Source organism: Kitasatospora sp. NPDC048715, from assembly GCF_043198905.1.
Taxonomy (GTDB): Bacteria; Actinomycetota; Actinomycetes; order Streptomycetales; family Streptomycetaceae; genus Kitasatospora; species Kitasatospora lactacystinica.
The window spans coordinates 153885-174155 of the sequence record NZ_JBICVH010000005.1; the positions used below are offsets into that span (position 1 = coordinate 153885).

14 protein-coding genes are annotated in these 20271 nt (G+C 75.3%); 8 read left to right on the forward strand and 6 right to left on the reverse strand.

Annotated elements, in window-relative coordinates; translation table 11 throughout:
* Positions 1–253 precede the first annotated feature (253 nt).
* The 7 genes from ACGFSC_RS11605 to ACGFSC_RS11635 all read left to right on the forward strand — a co-directional run bounded on the left by ACGFSC_RS11605 (position 254) and on the right by ACGFSC_RS11635 (position 12083).
* Positions 254–1639, forward strand: a complete 1386-nt coding sequence (locus tag ACGFSC_RS11605; protein WP_359913185.1) for a PLP-dependent aminotransferase family protein — start codon at positions 254–256, stop codon at positions 1637–1639.
* Positions 1636–2751: a 3,5-dihydroxyphenylacetyl-CoA synthase DpgA gene (gene dpgA, locus ACGFSC_RS11610; RefSeq protein ID WP_359913182.1), complete on the forward strand. Its 1116-nt coding sequence runs from the start codon at positions 1636–1638 to the stop codon at positions 2749–2751. Before ACGFSC_RS11605 ends, dpgA begins: the two co-directional genes overlap by 4 nt.
* Before the next feature lie 21 nt (positions 2752–2772).
* A complete protein-coding gene (dpgB, locus tag ACGFSC_RS11615; RefSeq protein WP_359913179.1) occupies positions 2773–3456 on the forward strand; it encodes an enoyl-CoA-hydratase DpgB in 684 nt (227 codons plus the stop codon).
* A complete protein-coding gene (gene dpgC / locus ACGFSC_RS11620; protein ID WP_359913176.1) occupies positions 3453–4754 on the forward strand; it encodes a (3,5-dihydroxyphenyl)acetyl-CoA 1,2-dioxygenase DpgC in 1302 nt (433 codons plus the stop codon). Before dpgB ends, dpgC begins: the two co-directional genes overlap by 4 nt.
* Before the next feature lie 62 nt (positions 4755–4816).
* A complete protein-coding gene (locus ACGFSC_RS11625; RefSeq protein WP_359913173.1) occupies positions 4817–5044 on the forward strand; it encodes an MbtH family protein in 228 nt (75 codons plus the stop codon).
* On the forward strand, positions 5041–7071 hold the full coding sequence (locus ACGFSC_RS11630) for an ABC transporter ATP-binding protein (RefSeq protein WP_359913170.1): 2031 nt from the start codon (positions 5041–5043) through the stop codon (positions 7069–7071). The genes ACGFSC_RS11625 and ACGFSC_RS11630 overlap by 4 nt, the downstream gene beginning before the upstream one ends.
* Positions 7068–12083, forward strand: a complete 5016-nt coding sequence (locus tag ACGFSC_RS11635) for an amino acid adenylation domain-containing protein (RefSeq protein ID WP_392863055.1) — start codon at positions 7068–7070, stop codon at positions 12081–12083. The genes ACGFSC_RS11630 and ACGFSC_RS11635 overlap by 4 nt, the downstream gene beginning before the upstream one ends.
* A 48-nt stretch (positions 12084–12131) precedes the next feature.
* Here the strand turns inward: ACGFSC_RS11635 and dpgD are convergent, their stop codons facing one another.
* From dpgD to ACGFSC_RS11660, 5 genes are all read right to left on the reverse strand, one after another.
* On the reverse strand, positions 12132–13013 hold the full coding sequence (dpgD, locus tag ACGFSC_RS11640) for an enoyl-CoA-hydratase DpgD (RefSeq protein WP_359906313.1): 882 nt from the start codon (positions 13011–13013) through the stop codon (positions 12132–12134).
* A gap of 64 nt (positions 13014–13077) precedes the next feature.
* Positions 13078–14628 (reverse strand): hypothetical protein, encoded by a 1551-nt coding sequence (locus tag ACGFSC_RS11645; RefSeq protein WP_359906310.1) that lies wholly within the window; start codon positions 14626–14628, stop codon positions 13078–13080.
* A 14-nt stretch (positions 14629–14642) separates the two neighbouring features.
* Complete coding sequence (locus ACGFSC_RS11650; protein WP_359906307.1) at positions 14643–16757, reverse strand: hypothetical protein; 2115 nt, start codon at positions 16755–16757, stop codon at positions 14643–14645.
* A 231-nt stretch (positions 16758–16988) separates the two neighbouring features.
* Positions 16989–18041 (reverse strand): DUF4190 domain-containing protein, encoded by a 1053-nt coding sequence (locus ACGFSC_RS11655; RefSeq protein ID WP_359906304.1) that lies wholly within the window; start codon positions 18039–18041, stop codon positions 16989–16991.
* Between the two features lie 304 nt (positions 18042–18345).
* Positions 18346–18990, reverse strand: coding sequence for a hypothetical protein (locus ACGFSC_RS11660; RefSeq protein WP_359906301.1), 645 nt, complete (start codon positions 18988–18990; stop codon positions 18346–18348).
* Positions 18991–19158: 168 nt separating this feature from the next.
* On the opposite strand from ACGFSC_RS11660, the gene ACGFSC_RS11665 reads away from it, so the two are divergent.
* A complete protein-coding gene (locus tag ACGFSC_RS11665) occupies positions 19159–19584 on the forward strand; it encodes a helix-turn-helix transcriptional regulator (protein WP_359906298.1) in 426 nt (141 codons plus the stop codon).
* An 84-nt stretch (positions 19585–19668) separates the two neighbouring features.
* On the opposite strand, the gene ACGFSC_RS11670 is transcribed toward ACGFSC_RS11665, so the two are convergent.
* A complete protein-coding gene (locus tag ACGFSC_RS11670; RefSeq protein WP_359906295.1) occupies positions 19669–20271 on the reverse strand; it encodes an ATP-dependent Clp protease proteolytic subunit in 603 nt (200 codons plus the stop codon).

A 20271-nucleotide genomic window follows, 5' to 3' on the forward strand; every position in this document is an offset into this window, starting at 1 on the left:
CGCGCCCGCACCACCGGACGGTGCACGGGCGGTGACGCCGCCGGGGGCCGGAGCCCGTGGGCCGGGTCCGAGGGGCCGCCATGAGGTCGAAGTCGAAAACGGCCGATGTTCGAACGCGGGAGGACGCCGCCGGCGCACCGCCGGCGGGACGCCGCCGCATCGCCGCTCTGCCGCGCGTCCTTCACGCGAGCCCCGGCATCCGCCCTTCCGACGGACTGCCGTCCTGCGGCTCGTCGACGGAAAGGCGGGCACCATGGTGCTCGATTCGACAACCCTGCACTCGAGCATCGAGGACCCGGTTCTCGACCGGATGAACTTCCTGAACGAGATCACGTCCAGCTACCCGGACGCGGTGTCCTTCGCGCCGGGGCGGCCCTATGACGGCTTCTTCGAGGTCGAGGAGATCCACGCCCACCTGCGCCGGTACGCGAAGTACCTGGAGAGCCGGGGCGCGGGGCCGGCCGAAGTGCGCGACGGCTTCTACCAGTACGGGCCGGCCGCGGGGCGGATCCGCGAGCTGATCGCGTACTGGCTGCGGCAGGACGAGGGGCTGGAGGTCGCGCCCGAGGCGATCGTGGTGACGGTCGGTGCGCAGGAGGCGATGTTCCTGGTGCTGCGCGCGCTGTTCGCGACGCCCGAGGACGTCCTGCTGCTGGTGACCCCCTGTTATGTCGGGATCATCGGGGCCGCGCGGCTGCTGGACGTCCCGGTGGTCGCGGTGCCGGAGCGTGACGGGCGGCTGGTGGTGGCCGACGTGGACGGGGCGGTGCGGGCGCAGCGCGCGGCGGGCCGGCGGCCACGGGCGGTGTACGTGGTGCCGGACCACGCCAATCCGACCGGGTCCACGCTGGACCTGGCGACGCGGACCGCGCTGCTGGAGCTGGCCGAGCGCCACGGGCTGCTCGTCCTGGAGGACAGTCCCTACCGGCTGAGCGGCCCGGGGCCGCGGCAGCCGATGCTCAAGGCGCTCGACCGGTCGAGGAGCGTCGTCCAGCTCGGCAGCTTCTCCAAGACGCTGTTCCCCGGCGCGCGGATCGGCTACGTCGTGGCCGACCAGGAGGTGCGGGGCGGGCGGGGCGGGGTGCGGCTGCTCGCGCGGGACCTGGCGAGGGTGAAGAGCATGGTCACGGTGAACACGTCCTCGCTCAGCCAGGCGGCCGCGGCGGGTGCGCTGCTGGGTGCGGACGGCCGGCTCTCCGTGCTGAACGCCAGGGCCGCCGAGCACTACCGGCGCAGCATGGCCGCGACGCTGGCGCAGTTGGAGCGGTGGCTGCCCGAGGGGCGGCGCCGGGAGCTGGGGGTGGGGTGGAACCGTCCCGAGGGCGGGTTCTTCCTCACCCTGCGCACCGGTTTCCGGACCGGCGCCGCGGCCCTGGAGCGTTCGGCCCGGGACTTCGGTGTGATCTGGACGCCGATGGAGTTCTTCCATCCGTACGGCGGGGGCGAGCAGGACATCCGGCTCTCGATCAGTTATCTGACGCCCGGGCAGGTGGCCGAGGGCGTCGAGCGGCTCGCGCGGTTCGTGGAGGCGCTCAGCGGCGAGCGGTACCCGGGCGGGACGCACAGAGCCGGGACGTACAGAGCCGCGGCGCACGGCGGCGACGTGCCCGGCACCGGAACGGAGAGTGACGCATCATGACCGCGGCCCTGGAGCGAGCGATGGTCGCCACGGCCCCGCGCATCCTGAGCGTGGGCACCGCCGTGCCGCCCGAGCACTATTCCCAGGAGGAGCTGCTCGACCTGTTCGGGATCACCGACCGCAAGGTGCGCTCGGTCTTCCTGCTGGGCTCCATCCGGCAGCGTTCGCTGGTGCTGCCCCCGGCGGCGCCCGACGGCACGCGGGTGCGCGAGAGCCAGGGCGATCTCCTGGACAAGCACAAGGCGTGGGCCGTGAGCATGGGGTCGGACGCGATGTCGGTGTGCCTCAAGCGGATCGGGGCCGACCTGTCCGAGGTGGGCTACCTGTGCTGCGTGACGTCGACCGGCTTCCTCACCCCGGGTCTGAGCGCGCTGCTGATCCGCGAGCTGGGCATGGACTGGCACACGGCGCGGGCCGACATCGTCGGCATGGGCTGCAACGCGGGGCTCAACGCGCTGGCCGTGGTGGGCAACTGGGCCGCGGCCAATCCGGGCCGGCTGGCCGTGATGGTCTGCTCGGAGGCCTGCTCGGCCGCGTACACGATGGACTCCACGATGCGTACGGCCGTGGTCAACAGCCTCTTCGGCGACGGCGCGGCGGCGGTGGCGGTGATGGCCGACCCGCGGGGCGGCGAGGGGGCCGAGGAGGAGGGGTCCGGCCCGCGCCCGGAGGGCCCGCGGATCCTGCGGACGGCGAGCGTCACGATCGTCGACGCCATCGACGCGATGCGCTACGACTGGGACCGCGACCAGGACCGCTTCAGCTTCTTCCTGGATCCGCAGATCCCCTACCTGGTGGGCGCGCACGTGGAGGGCGTCGTCGACCGGCTGCTGGCCGGCACGTCGCTGCGCCGCGACGACGTGACGCACTGGCTGGTGCACTCGGGCGGCAAGAAGGTCATCGACGCGGTCGCCGTCAACCTCGGGCTGACCCGCCACGACCTGCGCCACACCATCACCGTGCTGCGCGACTTCGGCAACGTCTCCAGCGGCTCGTTCCTCTTCTCCTACGACCGGCTCCTGCAGGAGGGCGTGGTCCGCGACGGCGACTACGGCGTGCTCATGACCATGGGGCCGGGTTCGACGATCGAATCCGCGCTCATCCAGTGGTGAACCGACGCGAGGGAGACCGCGATGCCCGTCAACGCCCTGCCCGAAGGCCCCGTGCTGCACGTGGACGGCGGCCGGGAGATCTCGGCCGGACTGACCGAGGCCGTCGGCGCGCTGTGCGACGAGGCGGAGTCCGCCGGAGCCGACTTCGCGACCCTGTACCTCTCCGGCGCCCCGACGGGCGAGGCGGTGGCGAAGCCGGCCGACGTGGCCACCGTGACGAAGTGGGAGCGGGCCGTACGGCGCTTCGAACGGCTGCGGCTGCCCACCCTGGCGGCGGCGAGCGGGGAGTGCGGCGGCGCGGCACTGGACCTGCTGCTCGCCACCGACGTGCGGGTGGCGGCACCCGACCTGCGGCTGCGGGTGACCTTCCACGGGCAGGCCGTGTGGCCCGGCATGGCCGGCTTCCGGCTGGTCCAGCAGCTCGGGCCGGCCCCGGCGCGCCGCACGGTGCTCTTCGGGATGCCGATCACCGCCCGTGAGGCCCTGGAGCACTGTCTGGTGGACCGGGTGAGCACGGACCCCGGGCGCACCCTGGCGGCCGCGGCCCGGCTGCTGCGCCGGCTGTCCGGCCCCGAACTCGCGATCCGCCGCCAACTGGCCTTCGACGCCCAGTGGATGAGCTTCGAGGACGCGCTCGGCCCGCACCTGGCCGCCTGCGACCGCTCGCTGCGGCGCGCCCGGGCGGCGGACGGGGTGACGGCGTGAGCACCCCGAACGGGCGGGCGCCCGCCGCCGTACGGGAGCGCGCCGCGGACGGCTTCGACCGGGCGGCCCGGCGGCTGCCGCCGTTCCCCGAGCCCGGGCCGCGCACCGGCGGCCCGCCCGCCGGCACCGAGCGGGCGCTGGAGGACGGCCGCGCGCGGCGCACCGCCTTCCTGGACCTGCACGCCGAGGCGCTGTACGACCGGCTCACCGAGGGCCGCACGCTGCGCCCGCGGCTGGAGGCCCTGGTGGAGGGCGCCGCGTTCGCCGTGCCCCACCTGGTGCCCACGCCCGCGCAGCTGCGGGCGGAACGGGCCCTGCCGGTCGCACGGCGCCTGGGCTACGAGATCGACCTGGGCGTCCTCCTGCGCGGGCTGCTGCGCTGCCCGGCCGCCGGCCACCACCTGATGGACTCCATGCTGCGGCCCACCGGGCGCGCGCTGGCCCTGCTCGGGGAGTTCCGGGCCACCGGGGTGGTGCGGATGGAGAGCACCCGGCTGGAGCGGCGCGCGGGGGTGGCCCGGATCACCATGTGCGCCGGGGACCGCCTCAACGCCGAGGACGAGCAGCAGGTCGACGACATGGAGACCGCGGTCGACCTCGCGCTGCTGGACGGGCAGTGCGAGATCGGGCTCATCCGGGGCGGCGAGATGACGCACCCGCGCTACGCGGGCCGCCGGGTGTTCAGCGCCGGGATCAACCTCAAGCGCCTGCACGCGGGCGAGATCACGCTGGTCGGCTTCCTGCTGCGCCGCGAGCTCGGCTACCTCAGGAAGCTGCTGCTCGGGCTGCGCACGGACGAGGCGTCCTGGCGCTACCCGCTCACCGACATGCCGTGGGTGGCCGCGGTGGACGGCTTCGCGATCGGCGGCGGCATGCAGCTGCTGCTCGCGGTGGACCACGTCCTGGCGGCCTCCGACGCCTATCTGAGCCTGCCGGCCGCGCAGGAGGGGATCGTCCCGGGCGCGGCGGACTTCCGCCTGCCCGCGGTGACCGGCCCCCGGCTGGCCCGGCAGATCATCCTCGGCGGGCGGCGGGTGCGCGCGAGCGATCCGGAGGCCCGCACGCTCGTCGACCGGGTCGTCGACCCGGCGGAGCTCGACGGGGCCGTCGAGCACGCCGTGCAGCTGCTGCGCGACCCGGCCGTCACCGCCAACCGCCGCATGGTGAACCTCGCCCTGGAGCCGGCGGACGGCTTCCGCGCGTACATGGCGGAGTTCGCCGTCCAGCAGGCGCTGCGCGTCCACGCGGCGGACGTGCTCGGCAAGGCGGGCCGCTTCACGGCCCGGCCGCCCGGCTGAGGCCCCCGGGCCCCTCCCCCGCCGCCCCGGCGGGCGGCCCCCGAACGATTGAGGAGACCGAGATGACCAGCCCCTTCGACGACCCGGACGCCTCCTACCTCGTCCTGGTCAACACCCTGGGCCAGTACTCGCTGTGGCCGGCGTTCGCGCGGACACCCGCCGGGTGGCGGATCGCCCACGGCCCGGGCGCGCGCGACGAGTGCCTGGAGTACATCGACCGGGTCTGGAGCGACCAGCGGCCGCCGGGCCCGGTCACGGCCACGAACGGCAAGGAGGTCGCCGCGCCATGATGGCCGGCCCGGGCCCGCTGATCACGGTACGGGCCACCGGCGGCGACGGGCCCGACCCGGCCCGGGGCCGGGTCAGGCCCGGCACCGCGCGGCGGATCCGGCCCTACCTGCGGCCCTACCGGCGGCAGATCGCCGCGCTGCTGAGCCTGACCGTGGTCGACGCCGTCATCACCGTCTCCACGCCGCTGCTGTTCAAGGTGCTCATCGACCACGGCATCGTGCCCCACGACCGGGGCGTGGTGGCGGCCGCCGCCGCCGCGGTGGCGGGCCTGGCGCTGCTGCAGGCGCTGGTGGGCTTCTTCGTCAGCCGCAGTTCGGCGCGCATCGGCGAGGGGCTCGTCTACGACCTGCGCACCGAGGTCTTCCGGCACGTGCAGCGCCAGCCGCTGGCGTTCTTCACCCGCACCCAGACCGGTTCGCTGGTGAGCCGGCTCAACACCGACGTGATGGAGGCCCAGCAGGCGGTGACCGTGCTGCTGTCCAACGTGCTCTCCAGCCTGGTGGTGCTGGGCCTGGTGCTCGTCACGATCTTCCTCCTGTCCTGGTTCGTGGGCCTGGTCGTGCTCGTCACGGTGCCGCTGTTCGTGCTGCCCGGCCGCGTCGTGGGGCGCCGGCTGCAGCGCAACCTGCGCACGTCGATGCAACTGGACGCCGAACTCGGCTCGTTCATGCAGGAGCGCTTCAACGTGGCCGGCGCGCTGCTGGTCAAGCTCTACGGCCGGCCGAAGGGCGAGGCCCGGCGGTTCGCCGGCACCGCGGCGCGGGTGCGGGACGTCGGCGTGGTCACCTCCGTCTACTCGCGGATGCTGCTGGTGACGGTGACGCTGCTGGCCTCGCTCGCCACCGCGGTGGTCTACGGCGTCGGCGGCGAACTGGTGATCGACGGGGCCATCCAGATCGGCTCGCTGGTGGCCCTGGCCACCCTGCTGGCACGGCTCTTCGGCCCGATCAACCAGCTCTCCAACCTGCAGTCGAACTACCTGACCGCCCTCGTCTCCTTCGACCGGCTCTTCGAGGTGCTGGATCTCGAGCCGCTGATCGCGGAACGGCCCGACCCGGTCGTGCTGCCCGCCGCGGCCCGGGCCCCGGCCCCGGAGATCGAGTTCGAGGACGTCTCCTTCCGCTACCCCGCGGCGAAGGACGTCTCCCTCCCCTCGCTGGAGACGCTGTCGCTGCCGGCCCCGGAACGCTCCGGCGACGCCGCGGCGCTGCGCGGGGTGAGCTTCCGCGCCCCGGCGGGCCGGCTGACCGCGCTCGTCGGGCCCTCCGGCGCCGGCAAGACCACGATCAGCCAGCTGGTCGCGCGGCTCTACGAACCCACCGCGGGCACCGTGCGGATCGGCGGCCACGACGTGCGCGACCTGTCCCTGGCCTCGCTGCACGACACCGTCGGCATGGTGACCCAGGACGCGCACATGTTCCACGACACCATCCGCGCCAACCTGCTCTACGCCGAGCCGGACGCCACCGAGACGCAGCTCGTCGAGGCCTGCCGGGCCGCGCAGGTCTGGGACCTGGTCTCCGCGCTGCCCGACGGGCTCGACACCGTCGTGGGCGACCGCGGCTACCGCTTCTCCGGCGGCGAGAAGCAGCGCCTGTCGATCGCCCGGCTGCTGCTCAAGAAACCGACCGTGGTCGTGCTCGACGAGGCCACCGCCCACCTGGACTCCGAGTCCGAGGCGGCCCTGCAGAAAGCGCTGTGGACCGCCCTGGCCGGCCGCACCGCCCTGGTGATCGCCCACCGCCTGTCCACCGTCCGCGAGGCCGACCAGATCCTCGTGGTCCAGGACGGGCGCGTGGTCGAACGCGGCCGGCACACCGACCTCGTCGACGCCGACGGCCTGTACGCGGAGCTCTACCGCACCCAGTTCGCCGAACCGCCCGCGCCGCGCCCGGAAGCCGAGCAGCACTCGGCGAACGGCTACGGCGACCTGCCCCCGCTGCCGCGCGGCGGAGGGCCCCTGCGCCGGCTGCCGCCGCCCCAGACGGCGCCCGAGCCCGGCCGACCCGAACGGAGAGCACGATGAGCCAGCTGACGGTCGAGGACGTGTGGCCGCTTTCCCCGCTGCAGGAGGGACTGCTGTTCCACGCCTCGTACGACCAGGACGCGCCCCGGGACGTGTACGTGGGGCAGCGGATCCTCAACCTCGACGGGGACCTGCGCCCCGAGGTGCTGGAGGCGTCCTGGCAGGCGGTGCTGGACCGGCACGCGAGCCTGCGCGCCGCCTTCCGCTCGCGCGCGTCCGGCGACACCGTCCAGGTGATCGCCAGGGGCGTGCGGATCCCCTGGACGTACGCCGACCTCGGCGGGCTGGGCGCGGAGGAGGCCGAGCGGGAGGCCGCGCGCCTGGCCGAGGTCGACGCGCGGCGCTTCGACCTCGGCGTGCCGCCGCTGCTGCGGGTGCTGCTGCTGCGCGCCGGCCCCGGCCGGCACCGGATGGTGGTGACGATGCACCACATCCTGATGGACGGCTGGTCGCTGCCGATCCTGTTCGGCGAGCTGTGGGAGGTCTACGGCAACGGCGGCGACGCCTCGGTGCTCCCCAAGGTGCCGCAGTACCGCGACTACCTCGCCTGGCTGGTGCGCCGGGACACCGACGCCTCGCGCGCGGCCTGGCGCGCGATGCTGGCCGGGACGGAGGAGCCCACCCTAGTGGGCCCGGCCGACCGCGGCGGCCCGCCGGTGATGCTGCGGCACGTGGTCGAACGGCTCGGCGACGACCTCGCCGAGCGGCTGCGGGAGACGGCGCGCTCCGCCGGGGTCACCTTCAACCGGGTCTTCCAGGTCGCCTGGGCGCTGCTGGTGGGCAAGCTGTCCGGCCGGCTGGACACCGTCTTCGGCGCGACCGTCTCCGGCCGGCCCGCCGAGGTGCCGCAGGCGGACCGGATGGTCGGGCTGTTCATCAACACCGTGCCGGTGCGGGTGCCGCTGGACCCGGCCCTGCCCTTCCGCCGGGCCATGGCGGCGCTGCAGGACCAGCAGACCGCCCTGCTCGACCACCAGCAGCTGAGCCTGCCGGAGATCCAGCGCGCCGGCGGTCCCGGCGCGGTCTTCGACACCCTGATGGTCTTCCAGAACTATCCGCGCGGGCCGATGGCGGCCCCCTCGGCCGGACCGGCGGCGCCCGCCGGGCCGGGCCGGGCGCCGCGGCCCGCCGACGGCTCGCCCCCGGGCGAGGGCCTGGGCGGCACGGCGCTGCGCAGCGGGGAGCAGGCCGGCGGCCCGCTGGGGCCGCCGCCCGGCGACGGGCGGGAGCCTCCGGGGCCGCCGCCGGGCGACGGGCGGGAGCCGCCGGGCGGTCCGTCCGGGATCGGCCTGCGGGGCCCGGCCGGCATCCGGGTCTCGGCCGGCGGCGGCGAGGAGGCCGCCCACTACCCGCTGACCATCGTGGTCACGCCGACCGACGACATCGAGGTCCGGCTGGACTACCGGCCCGACCTGTTCGACGAGCGCACCGCCCGGGGCCTGGTCGACCGGATGCTCCTGGTGCTGCGCCAGGTCGCGGACGACCCGGACGTGCCCCTGGGCCGGCTCGACGTGCTGACCGGCGAGGAGCGGCACGAACTGGACGGCTCCGGGTACCGGACCCGCCGCGAGCTGCCCGGCGCGACCCTCGCCGAGCTCTTCGAGCAGCAGGCGCGCCGCACCCCCGGGGCCGTGGCCGTGGTCGCCGGGGACACCGAGCTGACGTACGCCGGGCTGGACCGGCGGGCGAACCGGCTGGCGCGCCGGCTGGCCGCGCTCGGCGTGCGCCCGGAGACGCTGGTGGGCGTGGTCGCCGAGCGTTCGCCCGAGCTGATCGCCGCGCTGCTGGCGGTGGTGAAGGCCGGTGCGGCGTACCTGCCGATGGACGGCCGGCACCCGGCCGCCCGGCTCGCCGCGACGGCGGCGCAGGCGGGTGCGGCCGTCGTCCTGGTCGACGGGCCGAACGCACGGCGGGGCCTGGCCGACGCCGCGCTGTTCGAGGGCGCCGAGGTGCTCCTCCTGGAGCCGGCCCCCGCGGGCCCGGACGCCCCCGGCCCGCCCGGCTCGCCCGCCGCGAACGGGGACGGCGCGGCCTTCCCCGCCGTGCCGGTGCGCCCGGAGAACCTCATGTACGTCGTCTACACCTCGGGTTCCACCGGCCTGCCCAAGGGCGTCGCGGTGACGTACGGCAGCGTCCTGGCGTTCTGCCTGGACGGGTGCTGGTCCGCCGAGACCCTCGAACGGGTGCTGGTGCAGGCCAACCACGCCTTCGACGCCTCCACCTACGAGATCTGGACGACGCTGCTGCACGGCGGCCGGCTGGTGCTGGTGCCGCCCGGGGACATCGACACGGTCGAGCGCGGCCGGCTGATCGCGGACCAGAAGGTGACCAGCGTGCACGCCACGGCCGGGCACTTCCGGGTGCTCGCGGAGCAGGCCCCGCACATCTTCGCCGGGGTGCGCGAGGTGTCCACCGGCGGCGACGTGGTCTCCGCGCACGCCGTACGGACGCTGCTGCGCTCCCACCCGGGCCTGGTGGTGCGCACCACCTACGGCCCGACCGAGTCCACCGCCTTCGCCACCCAGCTGCCCTTCACCGACCCGGACGCGGTGCCCGACGCGGTGCCGCTGGGCCTGCCGATGGACAACACCAGGGCGTTCGTCCTGGACGCGTTCCTGCGGCCCGTGCCGGTCGGCATGACGGGCGAGCTCTACCTCGCCGGGGCCGGGCTGGCGCGCGGCTACCTGGGGCGCGCCTCGCTCACCGCGGAGCGCTTCGTCGCCTGCCCCTTCCCCGCCGAGGGCGAGCCCGAGGGCGCGCGGATGTACCGCACCGGCGACCTGGCGCAGTGGACCCGGGACGGGCAGCTGCTCTTCCTCGGCCGCTCCGACAAGCAGCTCAAGATCCGCGGGTTCCGCGTCGAGCCGGCCGAGATCGAGGCCGTGCTCGCCGCCCACCCGGGCGTCGCGCAGGCGCTGGTGGTCGCGGTCGAGGACGCGGACGGCCGCAAGCGGCTGGCCGGGTACGCGGTGCCGGCCGGCGGCGGGGAGGCCCCGCCCGAGCCGCGGGCGCTGGTGGAGTACCTCGCCGGGAAGCTGCCGGACTACCTGGTCCCGGCCTCGGTGACCGTGCTGGAGGCGCTGCCGGTGACGGCGAACGGCAAGGTCGACCGGGCCGCCCTGCCGCGGCCCGTCTTCGCCGGCCCGGCGCAGGGGCGCGCCGCGGCCACCGACGCGGAGGAGCTGCTGTGCCGGCTCTTCGCCGAGGTGCTGAACCTGGAACGGGTGGGCGCGGAGGACTCGTTCTTCGGCCTCGGCGGCGACTCGATCACCTCGATGCTGCTGGCGGGGCGGGCCCGCAAGGCCGGGCTGGCGATCACGCCGCGCCAGGTCTTCGAGCTGCGCACGCCCGCGGAGCTCGCGCGGGTGGCCGAGCCGGTCGACGCCGAGCGGGCGGCGCGCCCCGAGGACGTCCCCTGGGGCCCGGTGCCGCTGACCCCGGTGATGCACGAGATCGCGGCCCGCACGGGTTCGGCCGCGCGCGCGGGCAGCCAGTCGATGGTGCTGACCGCCCCGCCCGGTCTGACGCCCGGATTGCTGGCCGCCGTGCTGCGGGCCGTCCTCGACCGGCACGACGTGCTGCGGGCGCGGCTGGAGGAGGCGGACGGCCGGCTGGTGGTCCCCGAGCCCGGCGCGGCCCCGGCCGTCGCCGCGGCGGACCTGGTGACCCGGGTGGAGGCCGCGGGCCTGGACGGGGCGCGGCTGGACGCGCTGCTCGACGAGCAGGCCGCGGCCGCCGAGGCCGCGCTCGCGCCGCGGGACGGCGTGATGCTGCGGGCCGTGCTCGTCGACCGCGGCCCCGCGCAGGACGCCCTGGTGCTGCTGACGGCCCACCACCTGGTGATCGACGGGGTCTCCTGGCGGGTGCTGATGCCCGATCTGGCGCTCGCCCACACGGCCCTGGCCGCCGGGGGCGCGGACGCGGCGCGGTCGGCCGTCGCCCCCGAGCCGACCTCGTTCCGCCGCTGGGCGGGCGCCCTGGCGGAGCGGGCCAGGGCGCAGCGGACGGTGGACGAGCTGCCGGCCTGGCGGCGGGTGCTCGACCGGGTCGAGCCGCCGATCGCCGGGCGTGCGCTGGACCCGCGGACCGACACCGTGGGGGGCGGGGTGTCCCGCGCCGAGCTGACCGTTCCGGCGCCGATGGCGGGAGCGCTGCTGGCGGCCCTGCCCGCGGCCTACCACGCGGGGGTCGACGACGTGCTGCTGTCCGGGCTGACGGCGGCGCTCGACGAGTGGCTGCGGGCGCGCGGCGGGCGGGCCCCGGAGGGCTTCCTGATCGACCGGGAGGCGCACGGCCGGGTGCCGCTGGCCGAGGACATGGACCTGACGCGCACGGTCGGCTGGTTCACCGCCGTCCATCCGGTGCGGCTGGAGCCCGGTCCGGTCGACACGGCCGAGGTCCGGGCGGGCGGGGCGGACGCGGCGCGGCTGATCAAGCGGGTCAAGGAGCAGCTGCGGCAGGTGCCGGGCGACGGTCTGGGGTACGGGCTGCTGCGGTACGTGAACCCGGCCACGCGGGCGGTGCTGGAGCCGCTGGCGCAGCCGCAGATCGGGTTCAACTACCTGGGCCGGTTCGGCGGGGCCGGCGGGGAGGCGGACGTCCCCGGTGCCGACGGGGTGCCGGCCGGGGCGCCGGCCGGGGTGTCCGCGCGGGCGTGGACGCCGGCGGGTGAGCGCCCGGTGCCCGACGGCGGCGTGGACCCGTCGACGCCGCTGCGGCACGTGCTGGAGATCAACGGTTCGGCGCGGGACCTGCCCGGGGGGCCCGAGCTGGGCTTCGTCCTGGAGTCGCCGGGCGGGCTGCTCACCGGGGCGGAGCTGGGCGATCTCGCCGGGCGCTGGCGGGCGGTGCTGGAGGGCCTGGTGCGGCACGCCGCCGAGGGGTCCGGGGGCCACACCCCGTCGGACTTCTCGCTGATCTCGCTGGGGCAGGAGGACATCGACGAGTTCGAGTCGGCCTTCGGCGGTGAGGGCGAAGGCCGGGACGAGGGCCGGGGTGGGGGCGGGGGCTGAGCGGGTCGCGCCGGCGCGGGCGTCGGAGCGGCCCCGGAGGGGGCCGGTTCAGCGCCCGCGCCACACGGGTGCGCGTTTCTCGGCGAAGGCGCGCGGCCCCTCCCGGGCGTCCTCGCTGGCCCGGCGGACCTGCTCCCAGTGGTAGCGGGTGGTGAAGGCCTGCTCCAGCGGCAGGTCGACCGAGCGCAGCACGGCCTCCTTCAGGGCGCGTTGGGACAGGGGGGCGCAGCGCAGCAGGTCGGCCGTCCACCGCTCGACGCAGGCGTCCAGCTGGTCGTCCGGGACGACCTCGTTGACCAGTCCGAGGGCCAGTGCCTCGTGGGCCGGCATCCGGCGGCCGGTCAGCAGGTAGCCCATCGCGGCCTTGAGCGGGATCTGCCGGGCCAGCCGGAAGGCCCCGCCCGCGCCGGGGATCAGGCCGAGGGCGGCTTCGGGCAGGGCGAAGACGGCGCTCTGTGCGGCGATCACCAGGTCGCAGGCGAGGACGAGTTCGAAGCCGCCGCCGAGGGCGTGGCCGCGGACCCGGGCCAGGACGGGTTTGGACAGTGTGAAGCGGTCGGTCAGGCGGGGCGAGCCCGGCTGGCCCCGGGAGCCGAAGCTCGTCGGCGGGTGTCCCTCGCGGTCGAGCCGGGCCCGTTCCTTGAGGTCCTGTCCGACGGAGAAGGCGCGCTCGCCCGCGCCGGTCAGCACGACCAGCCGCACCTCGTCGTCGCGTTCGACCTCGTCCCAGACCGCGCCGAGTTCGGCGTGCATCCGCCGGTCCATCGCGTTGAGGACGTGGGGCCGGTTCAGGGTGACGCGTGCGACGTGGCCGGCCCGCTCGTAGAGCACGGGCCGGTCCGTCGCGGGCTGCGGTGCCGTGGGCTGCGGTGTCGCGGGCTGCGGTTCTGCGGGTTCCTGTGCCGCGGGTGGCGGCGTAGCGGGGTCCACGCGGGCAGGCTACCGGCGGGCCCGGGCCGTCGGGCGCAGGCCGGGCCGCGGCGCCGCGGCCCGGTCAGCCGTCGCTGCCGATCGAGCAGTTGGGGTCGGGGGCGTGGCCGAGGGGCCAGGCGAGGGTGTCCAGGACGGCGTTCCTGGTGACCGGGTCGAGGTGGACGACGGGCACGGCCTTGTTGTACGGGTTGCCGTACTGGTCGAGGCAGATCCAGCCGCTCGCGCCGTCGACCCGGTTGTCGCCGTGCAGCCGTCGCCAGCTCTGGACGACGTCGTCCGTCGAGGGCGTCCTCACGTTCCCCACCGTCTGGTTGCGGATGCCCGCGACGGCGGTGGAGACCGAGTCGTAGGTGATGATCACGCGGCCGTCGCGCAGGTCGGCGGGGCCGATCGCGTCGGGTGCCTTGGTGTCGGGCTCGCCCAGCAGGTCGGCCAGCTCCTTCGAGGCGGCCTTGGAGCCGCCGGGGCCCTCGGTGCTCTTCTCCCCGAAGGTGTCGGGGTGGGCGAGGGCGGTGTAGCGCACGGTGATGCCGGCGCCCGTGCTGAGGGCGTCCCACTTGTCGGCGAACTTCTCGTCGACCATCAGGGTGGAGGCGTGCGAGCCGGTGACGACGGTGTAGTGCTTGTTGCACTTCCGGTTGCCCAGTTCGACCAGGAACTGGCGCAGTTGGACCGGGCGGCCGGCGAAGTAGAGGGTCGTGGCGGCGGAGGTGCAGATGCTCGGCACCATCTGGTGGAAGTCGTTGGCGAGGTTGCCCTCGTCGTTGAAGTCGGGCGGCGACTGGTAGGTCTCCGGGGCGTTGGGGGCGCCCTTGGTGAGCTTCTCGAAGGTCTGGCGCAGGGTGGCGAGGTAGTTGTCGTTGTCGCGGGTGTCCTCGATCACCAGGGCCTCTTCGGGCTTGATGGCCGCCCCGTACGAGGTGAGGGCGCCCGCCTGGTCGGCGTTGCCGGGGGCGATGCGCGCCAGTCCCGGGTAGCGGCGCGGGTCGGCGGCGGTGTTCTTGATGTCGTCCGCGGTCATGGGGCCGGCGACGACCGGGATGTGCTTGTCCGCGGTGAGGTAGCGCACGGCCTGTTCGGTCTCGGCGATGCTGATGTTGATGCCCGTGACGGCCCGCAGGTTCTGCTTCCCGTCGGCCGCGGCCTGCGCCAGCTGGTCGGCGACGGCGCGCCACTGCAGGTAGCCGCGGCCGGGGTTGGCCAGCACCAGCCGGATCGGGGGCTGCCGCTTGTTCTTGTTCCGGTCGTCGTTGGCCCAGTGCTGGGCCAGGTAGGCGCCCTGCACCTGTTCGACCAGTTCGCGCCGTTCGGCGGGCGCGGCGGAGGTCATGGGGATCATCAGGGCGACGGTGACGGGCGAGCTGTCGGCCACGCGGTCGTTCTCGGCCTTGATGCGGGCGGTGACCTGCTTCAGCTCGTCGGTGAAGACGTAGGCGCCGTCGGTGACGCCCACGCACTCGTGCCGGTCCCCGCGCCGCTCCACGCCGGGGGCGCAGGAGGGGTCGTCGACCAGCAGGTACTCGTATCCCAGATAGCCCCCGGCGGCCAGGACGGCGGCGGCGAGGACGGCCGCCAGCGCGCGGTTCAGGGGACCGTCGGGCAGAACGCTCATGGTCGGGGGTCTCCTCAGATCGGGAGGTGGGGGGCCTGGACCCAGCGCCGCAGGAGCTGCGGCCAGGTCTCGTACGCGTGGAAGAACACCGTCTGGTGGGCGGCCCCGGCGAGCTGGGCCAGGGTGAGCAGCTGCAGCTGGACGCTCCCGATCAGCCGCTCGTCGGGCGGGGCGAGCGGGTGCGACTGCTGCCACAGCGCGTCGACGAGGAACTCGACCGCCTGGTGCACGGGGGTGCCGGCGCCCCCGCAGGCCGGGCGGTCCTCGGGCTGGGCCGCGAGGGCGGTCAGGTTCCGGGGCGGGTGCGGCGCGGCGCAGACCAGGTTGAGGGCGGTGAGCCAGCCGGCCGTGTCGTGGCCGGCCAGGCGCCGGTGGAGGGCGCGCACGACGGTGCCCGTGTCGAGGACGGCGAGGGAGTGGTGCAGGAAGCGGTCGTCGGGCGGGGCGGCGTTGCGCGGGGCCGCGGCCTGCGGGGCGGCGGCCTGCGGGGCGGCGGTCTGCGGGGCGTAGCGGTTGCAGAGGGTCTCGTGGATGTCGTGCCACCGCTCGGCCCCGGGGGTCGCGTCGAGCGCGGTGACCAGGCGGTGGCCGAGCAGGGCGCGCAGGGTGGGGTCGCCGACGAACGGCGCGCCGATGCCCGGCCACGGGTGGGCGCCCCAGTGGTCGTGCTGCAGCAGCCCTCTGGTCGTCTGGACGCGCAGGGTCCCGTTGTCGCCGGGCGGGTAGTGGGCGTCGAGCGCGTGGGCGGCGTCCTCGTCGAGCGCCGGGGCGAAGTTGGTCAGGCGCTCCCGGGCGGTGTCGTCGGGGACCAGGAGGCGCAGCAGCCGCTCGTGCGCCGGCGTGCCGGGCTCGTCCTCGGCGGGCAGGTCGAACAGGGTGCGCGGGTCGGGGCTCTGCCCGAGGCGCACGGCCCGTCGGACGGCCCGGACCAGGACGTGGGCGATGCCGGCCCGGCCCGCGCTGAGGCGGTGGATCAACTGGGCGATGTCGGGCCCGGGGTGGTCCGTGCCGAACATCCACGTGACCTCGTCGAGGGTCAGCCGGGCCAGCGGCAGCCGCAGGGCCCAGCCGGCCGGTGTCTGCGGCCGGTCCGCGCGCCAGAACGGGCCGGTGGCGTTGCGTGTCGTCGCGGTGGTGCTCTCGGGGTCGGGGGTGGCCGGTTCCGGTGCCAGGACGGTGACGACCACGCCCGGCCGCGTCCGGACCGTCTCCTCGTGCCAGACCTCGGTCAGCATGTCCAGGACCGGGCGGCCGAGCGGGGTGTGGGCGTTGTCCAGGAGCAGCAGCGGGCGCGGCACCCGGTTCTTCAGTCGCGCCCAGGTGTAGTGGTCGTCGATGTCCGCCAGGAGGGCGGCCATCAGGTGGCGCTCGGCGCGCCCGCGGTCGTGCGGGTTGCCGCGGAAGCCGCGGGCGAGCTCGGAGAGCTGGACGTTCGCCTCGCCCTGGGCGCTGACCCGCCGTTCGGCCCACCAGCGCAGGCCTTTGTTGTTGGCGCGGGCGCCGAGCAGTTCGGTGGCGACGATGTCGGCGAGCGAGGCGACGAGTTCGTTGACCCCGGGGCCCAGCCCGACGACGGTGCCGAGGTTCGGGGCCACCTGTCTGGTCCAGCCCGCCACCTTGTCCCGGCGCGCCTGGGCGTCGGGCTGGCTCTCGCGCAGCAGGCTCTCCAGGCGCCGCCCGGCGGCCTCCAGTTCGCCGGGCCCGACGGCCTGCCAGCTGGTGACCGCCAGCAGGCCCTGGGTGAGCCGGGGGAAGGACAGGCCCGCGCCGAACCTGCTCGCCCGCCGGCTCAGCTCGTACCGCAGGTGGAAGAGCAGGTCCGAGGTGTGGGAGGCGTTGCTCAGCCGGGGGGCCTCGTTCTCGGCGGGCAGGGCGAGGCCGGGGCGGCCGAAGTCCGCGCGCCCGAGGTCCGCGTAGGCCTGGGGCAGGCGCTCGGCGTACCGCACCTCCAGGGTCTTCAGGAGGGTGGTCCTGCCGGTCAGGCGCCCGCCGGAGCACTCGATCAGCAGCGGGATCCCGGCCGGGATGCGCAGCCGGGTGCCGCCCCCGGGTTCGGGCCCCGACAGTTCGAGGCCGACCAGCGAGGGAACGACGGCCTTGAACACAGCCGCCCGTCCGTCCAGAACCACCGCGACCCCCCTGTCCTCCGGCGCGGCGGGAGTGCGCCGCGCCGGATGGAGAATAGGGGAACCGGTCGGTCCGCCACAGGTGTATCGCCGCGGACCCGGACCTCGGTTGCCAATTCGTGACTCGCCTGATAATCCGTCAGTTTTCCTGCGGGGGCGGGCTGGTGGGAACGGTGTTTCCCGTGGCGTCGCCCGTGGTGCCCGTGGTGCCGGTGGGACGGGGGCGGCGCCGGGTCAGCCGATGGGGCCGGTCCAGGCGACGGTCTTGCGCTGGAGCAGGAGGCCGTAGGTGAACTCGACCGAGATCCGGTCCGTGCCGTTCGGCAGGGCGTACGCGTACACGCCGGTGGCCTCCTGGCCCGGGGCCAGCGAGCCGGTGATGAGCTTCAGCTTGTCGCTCCCGTCGCTCAGCGAGAAGAGCAGGGCACCCTTGGCGTCCCTGACCGTGGGCAGTCCCGATCCGTTGAGCGGGAGCTCCTGGGATCCGGTGTTGACGACGGTGATCCTCAGCTGGACGATCGTGGCGTCCTTGGGCGGCTGGTACACGGTCAGGAGCGGGGAGTACGGCTCCGGCGCGGCCGTCGTGACCTTCAGCCCGTCCCCGTAGGTGTAGGTCTGGCCGAACGACAGGTGCCGGGCCCGCTCCTCCGCGGCCGCCTTCTCCTTCTCGGCCTCGATCCGCTTCAGCTCCGCGTCGATCCGCTGCTTCTCCTGGGCGGCCCGTTCCTGGGCGGCCTTGGTCGCGGCCTCCGAGCGGGCGCGCGCGGCGTCCGCCTCGGCCCGCCGCTCCTCGTTGACCGCCTGCACCCGGGAGACGACGAACACCCCGGCGCCGACCGAGACCAGCAGGCCGGTGACGCCCAGGATCACGCCCGCCAGGGCCATCCCCCGGTTGGTCGCCGTGCCCTTGCGCGCGTAGCCCAGGCCGATGGCGCCGAACACGACGGCGAGCAGGGCCGGCAGCCAGGACAGCCAGAACAGGATGACGACCAGGCCGAGGACGACACCGACGATGCCGAGCACCAGGGCGGCGATGCCCAGGCCGTTGCGGGGCTGCGGGGCGGGCATCGGCATCGGGTACGGCGGCCAGTACGGCACGCCGGGCGCGGGCGCCGCGCCCGGGGCGGGCGGCACGCCGGGTGCCCCGGCGGGGGCGGGAGCGGGAGCGGTGACGGACGCGGGGGCCGGAGTCTCGCCCTGGCCCGGGGTCAGCGGCGCCCACGGGTCGGTGGCAGCCGGTTCCTCGGCGGACTGCGGGCTGCTGTCGGGCGGGACGGGAACGGTCATGCGGGATCCTTCGGAAACGTCGAGACGATGAGCTGCTGCCGTCCGGCCCCGGGGCGGGGTCCTTCCCGGGTTCCTCCGGGGTCCTTCCGGGGCGCCCCCGGGTCCTCCGGGTCGTCCGGGTCGTTCCCGGCTCCCCGGCGGCGGCGACCCGCCCCGCGCGAAACGGCCGCCACCTCGTGCCGGGCCCGCGCGTCAACCCCCTGGGACGGGACGCCGACAGGATCGGCGAGTGATCAACATACAGGGGCCCGGCACCGGCCCCGACGCCGCGGTCCACGGGCGGCTCCGGGCCCGGGACGACGCCTCAGGACCCCTCCCGGCCGTCCGGGAGCTCCGGGCTGAACAGGTGCGCCCGCCGCACCCCGGCCCTGCGCAGCTCGTCCGCGACGATGCGCAGGACGGTGCGGGCCATGTGCGGGAGGACCAGGCCCTTGCAGTCCAGCCGCACGTACGGGATCGAGGCGTCGACGGCGGCGTGGTTGGGGCTGTAGGGCGGCATCTCCTCGTCCCAGGCGTCCTCGGCCTCCTCCGGCGAGAGTTCGCGGCCGTCCTCGAAGACCAGCATGAGCCGGGGCTCGGCGGCGGTGAGCGCCGCGACCGCGCGCGCCGGGTCGTCGGACCTGACGGCCACTCCGAAGACCTGGCAGGGAACAGCGCCGGGGCGGGTCCGCTCGATGGGCAGCGTGTGCGGATCCACCGTGATGCCGCCCGGCTCGCTCTCCGAGACGGCCGCCCGCCGCATCCAGAACGCGGCCTCGTCGCTCTCGCCGCAGGCCTCGACGACATGCCACAGCAGCTCCGGCCCCGCGCCGCGGACCGCCTCCTCGAACAGGTCGCGGGCGCGCTCCCACTCCCCCTCGTCCGCGGCCTCGCGCCCGCGCCCGAACGCGGCTTCGGCGGCGGGCGACAGGGGCGGCAGGGGCAGCGGCGACGGCTCCGTGGTGTCCACGGCCCCATGGTTACCACGGGCCTGCGACAGTCCGGTGTCCTGCGGGTGAGCACCCGGCCGCCGGGCGGCGCCCGCGCGGGACGGGCGAGGCGGGCGGGGAGGGGCGGATTCACCCAGGGCAGAACGCCGTGCTCTTCCCCCCGGGCCCCCGGTCCCTAGGCTGAAGGGGTGAGCACTCAAGCGCCGAACGAAGCCCGCGTCATCCCCCTGCGCCCGCACGCCTCGCCGCCCGCGTCCGGCGGGGAGTCCCGCCCCCCGCGGACGCCCGCGCGCAGGGAGCCGCTGTGGCGCGACGTCGTCGGCGACGTGCTGCGGCGCGAGCGGCTCGCCCAGGAGCGCACGCTGAAGGACGTCGCAGAGGCGGCCCGGATCTCGATGCCGTACCTGTCGGAGCTGGAGCGCGGGCGCAAGGAGGCCTCCTCCGAGGTGCTCGCGGCGGCCGCCCGGGCGCTGGGGCTCGGCCTCGCGGACCTGCTCTCGCTCGCCCAGGACGAACTGGCCCGCTACGCCCCGAGCCGGGTCGACCGGGGCCTCGCGGGCCGGGGCCGCACCTCGCCCACGGGGCGGTACGACGGACTCTGCCTCGTCGCCTGACCGCGGCGCGGCACCGCGGCGGCCGGGTACGGGGTACGGCAGGGGCTCGCCCCCTGCCGTTGCCGTCGCCCGGCCGCGCGCGGCTCACCCGGACGCGAAGCGCCGGCTCAGCACCTGGTCGGCGATCCCGTAGGCGACGGCCTCCTCGGCGGAGAGCACCTTGTCCCGGTCCATGTCCGCGCGCAGCGTCGCCGCGTCGTGGTGGGTGTGCCGGGACAGGACCTCCTCCACCTGCGCGCGGATGCGGACCATCTCCTTGGCCGCGAGGCTGAGGTCGGAGACCGTCCCCCGCCGGCCGCCGCTGGCCGGCTGACCGAGCAGCACCCGGGCGTGCCGGAGCACGAACCGCCGCCCCGGGTCCCCGCCGGCCAGCAGCACCGCCGCCGTGGAGGCGGCCTGGCCGACGCAGAAGGTGGAGATCGGCGCCTGCACGAAGGTCATCGTGTCGTAGATCGCCATCAGTGAAGTGAACGATCCGCCGGGCGAGTTGAGGTAGATCGAGATCTCCCGCTCCGGGTTCTCCGACTCCAGGTGCAGGAGTTGGGCGATGACCACGTTGGCGACCGAGTCGTCGATCTCGGTGCCGAGGAAGACGATCCGCTCGTTCAGCAGCCGGCTGAAGACGTCGTAGGTGCGTTCGCCCTGCGCGGTGCGCTCGACGACGTAGGGAACCGTGTACGAGCCCAT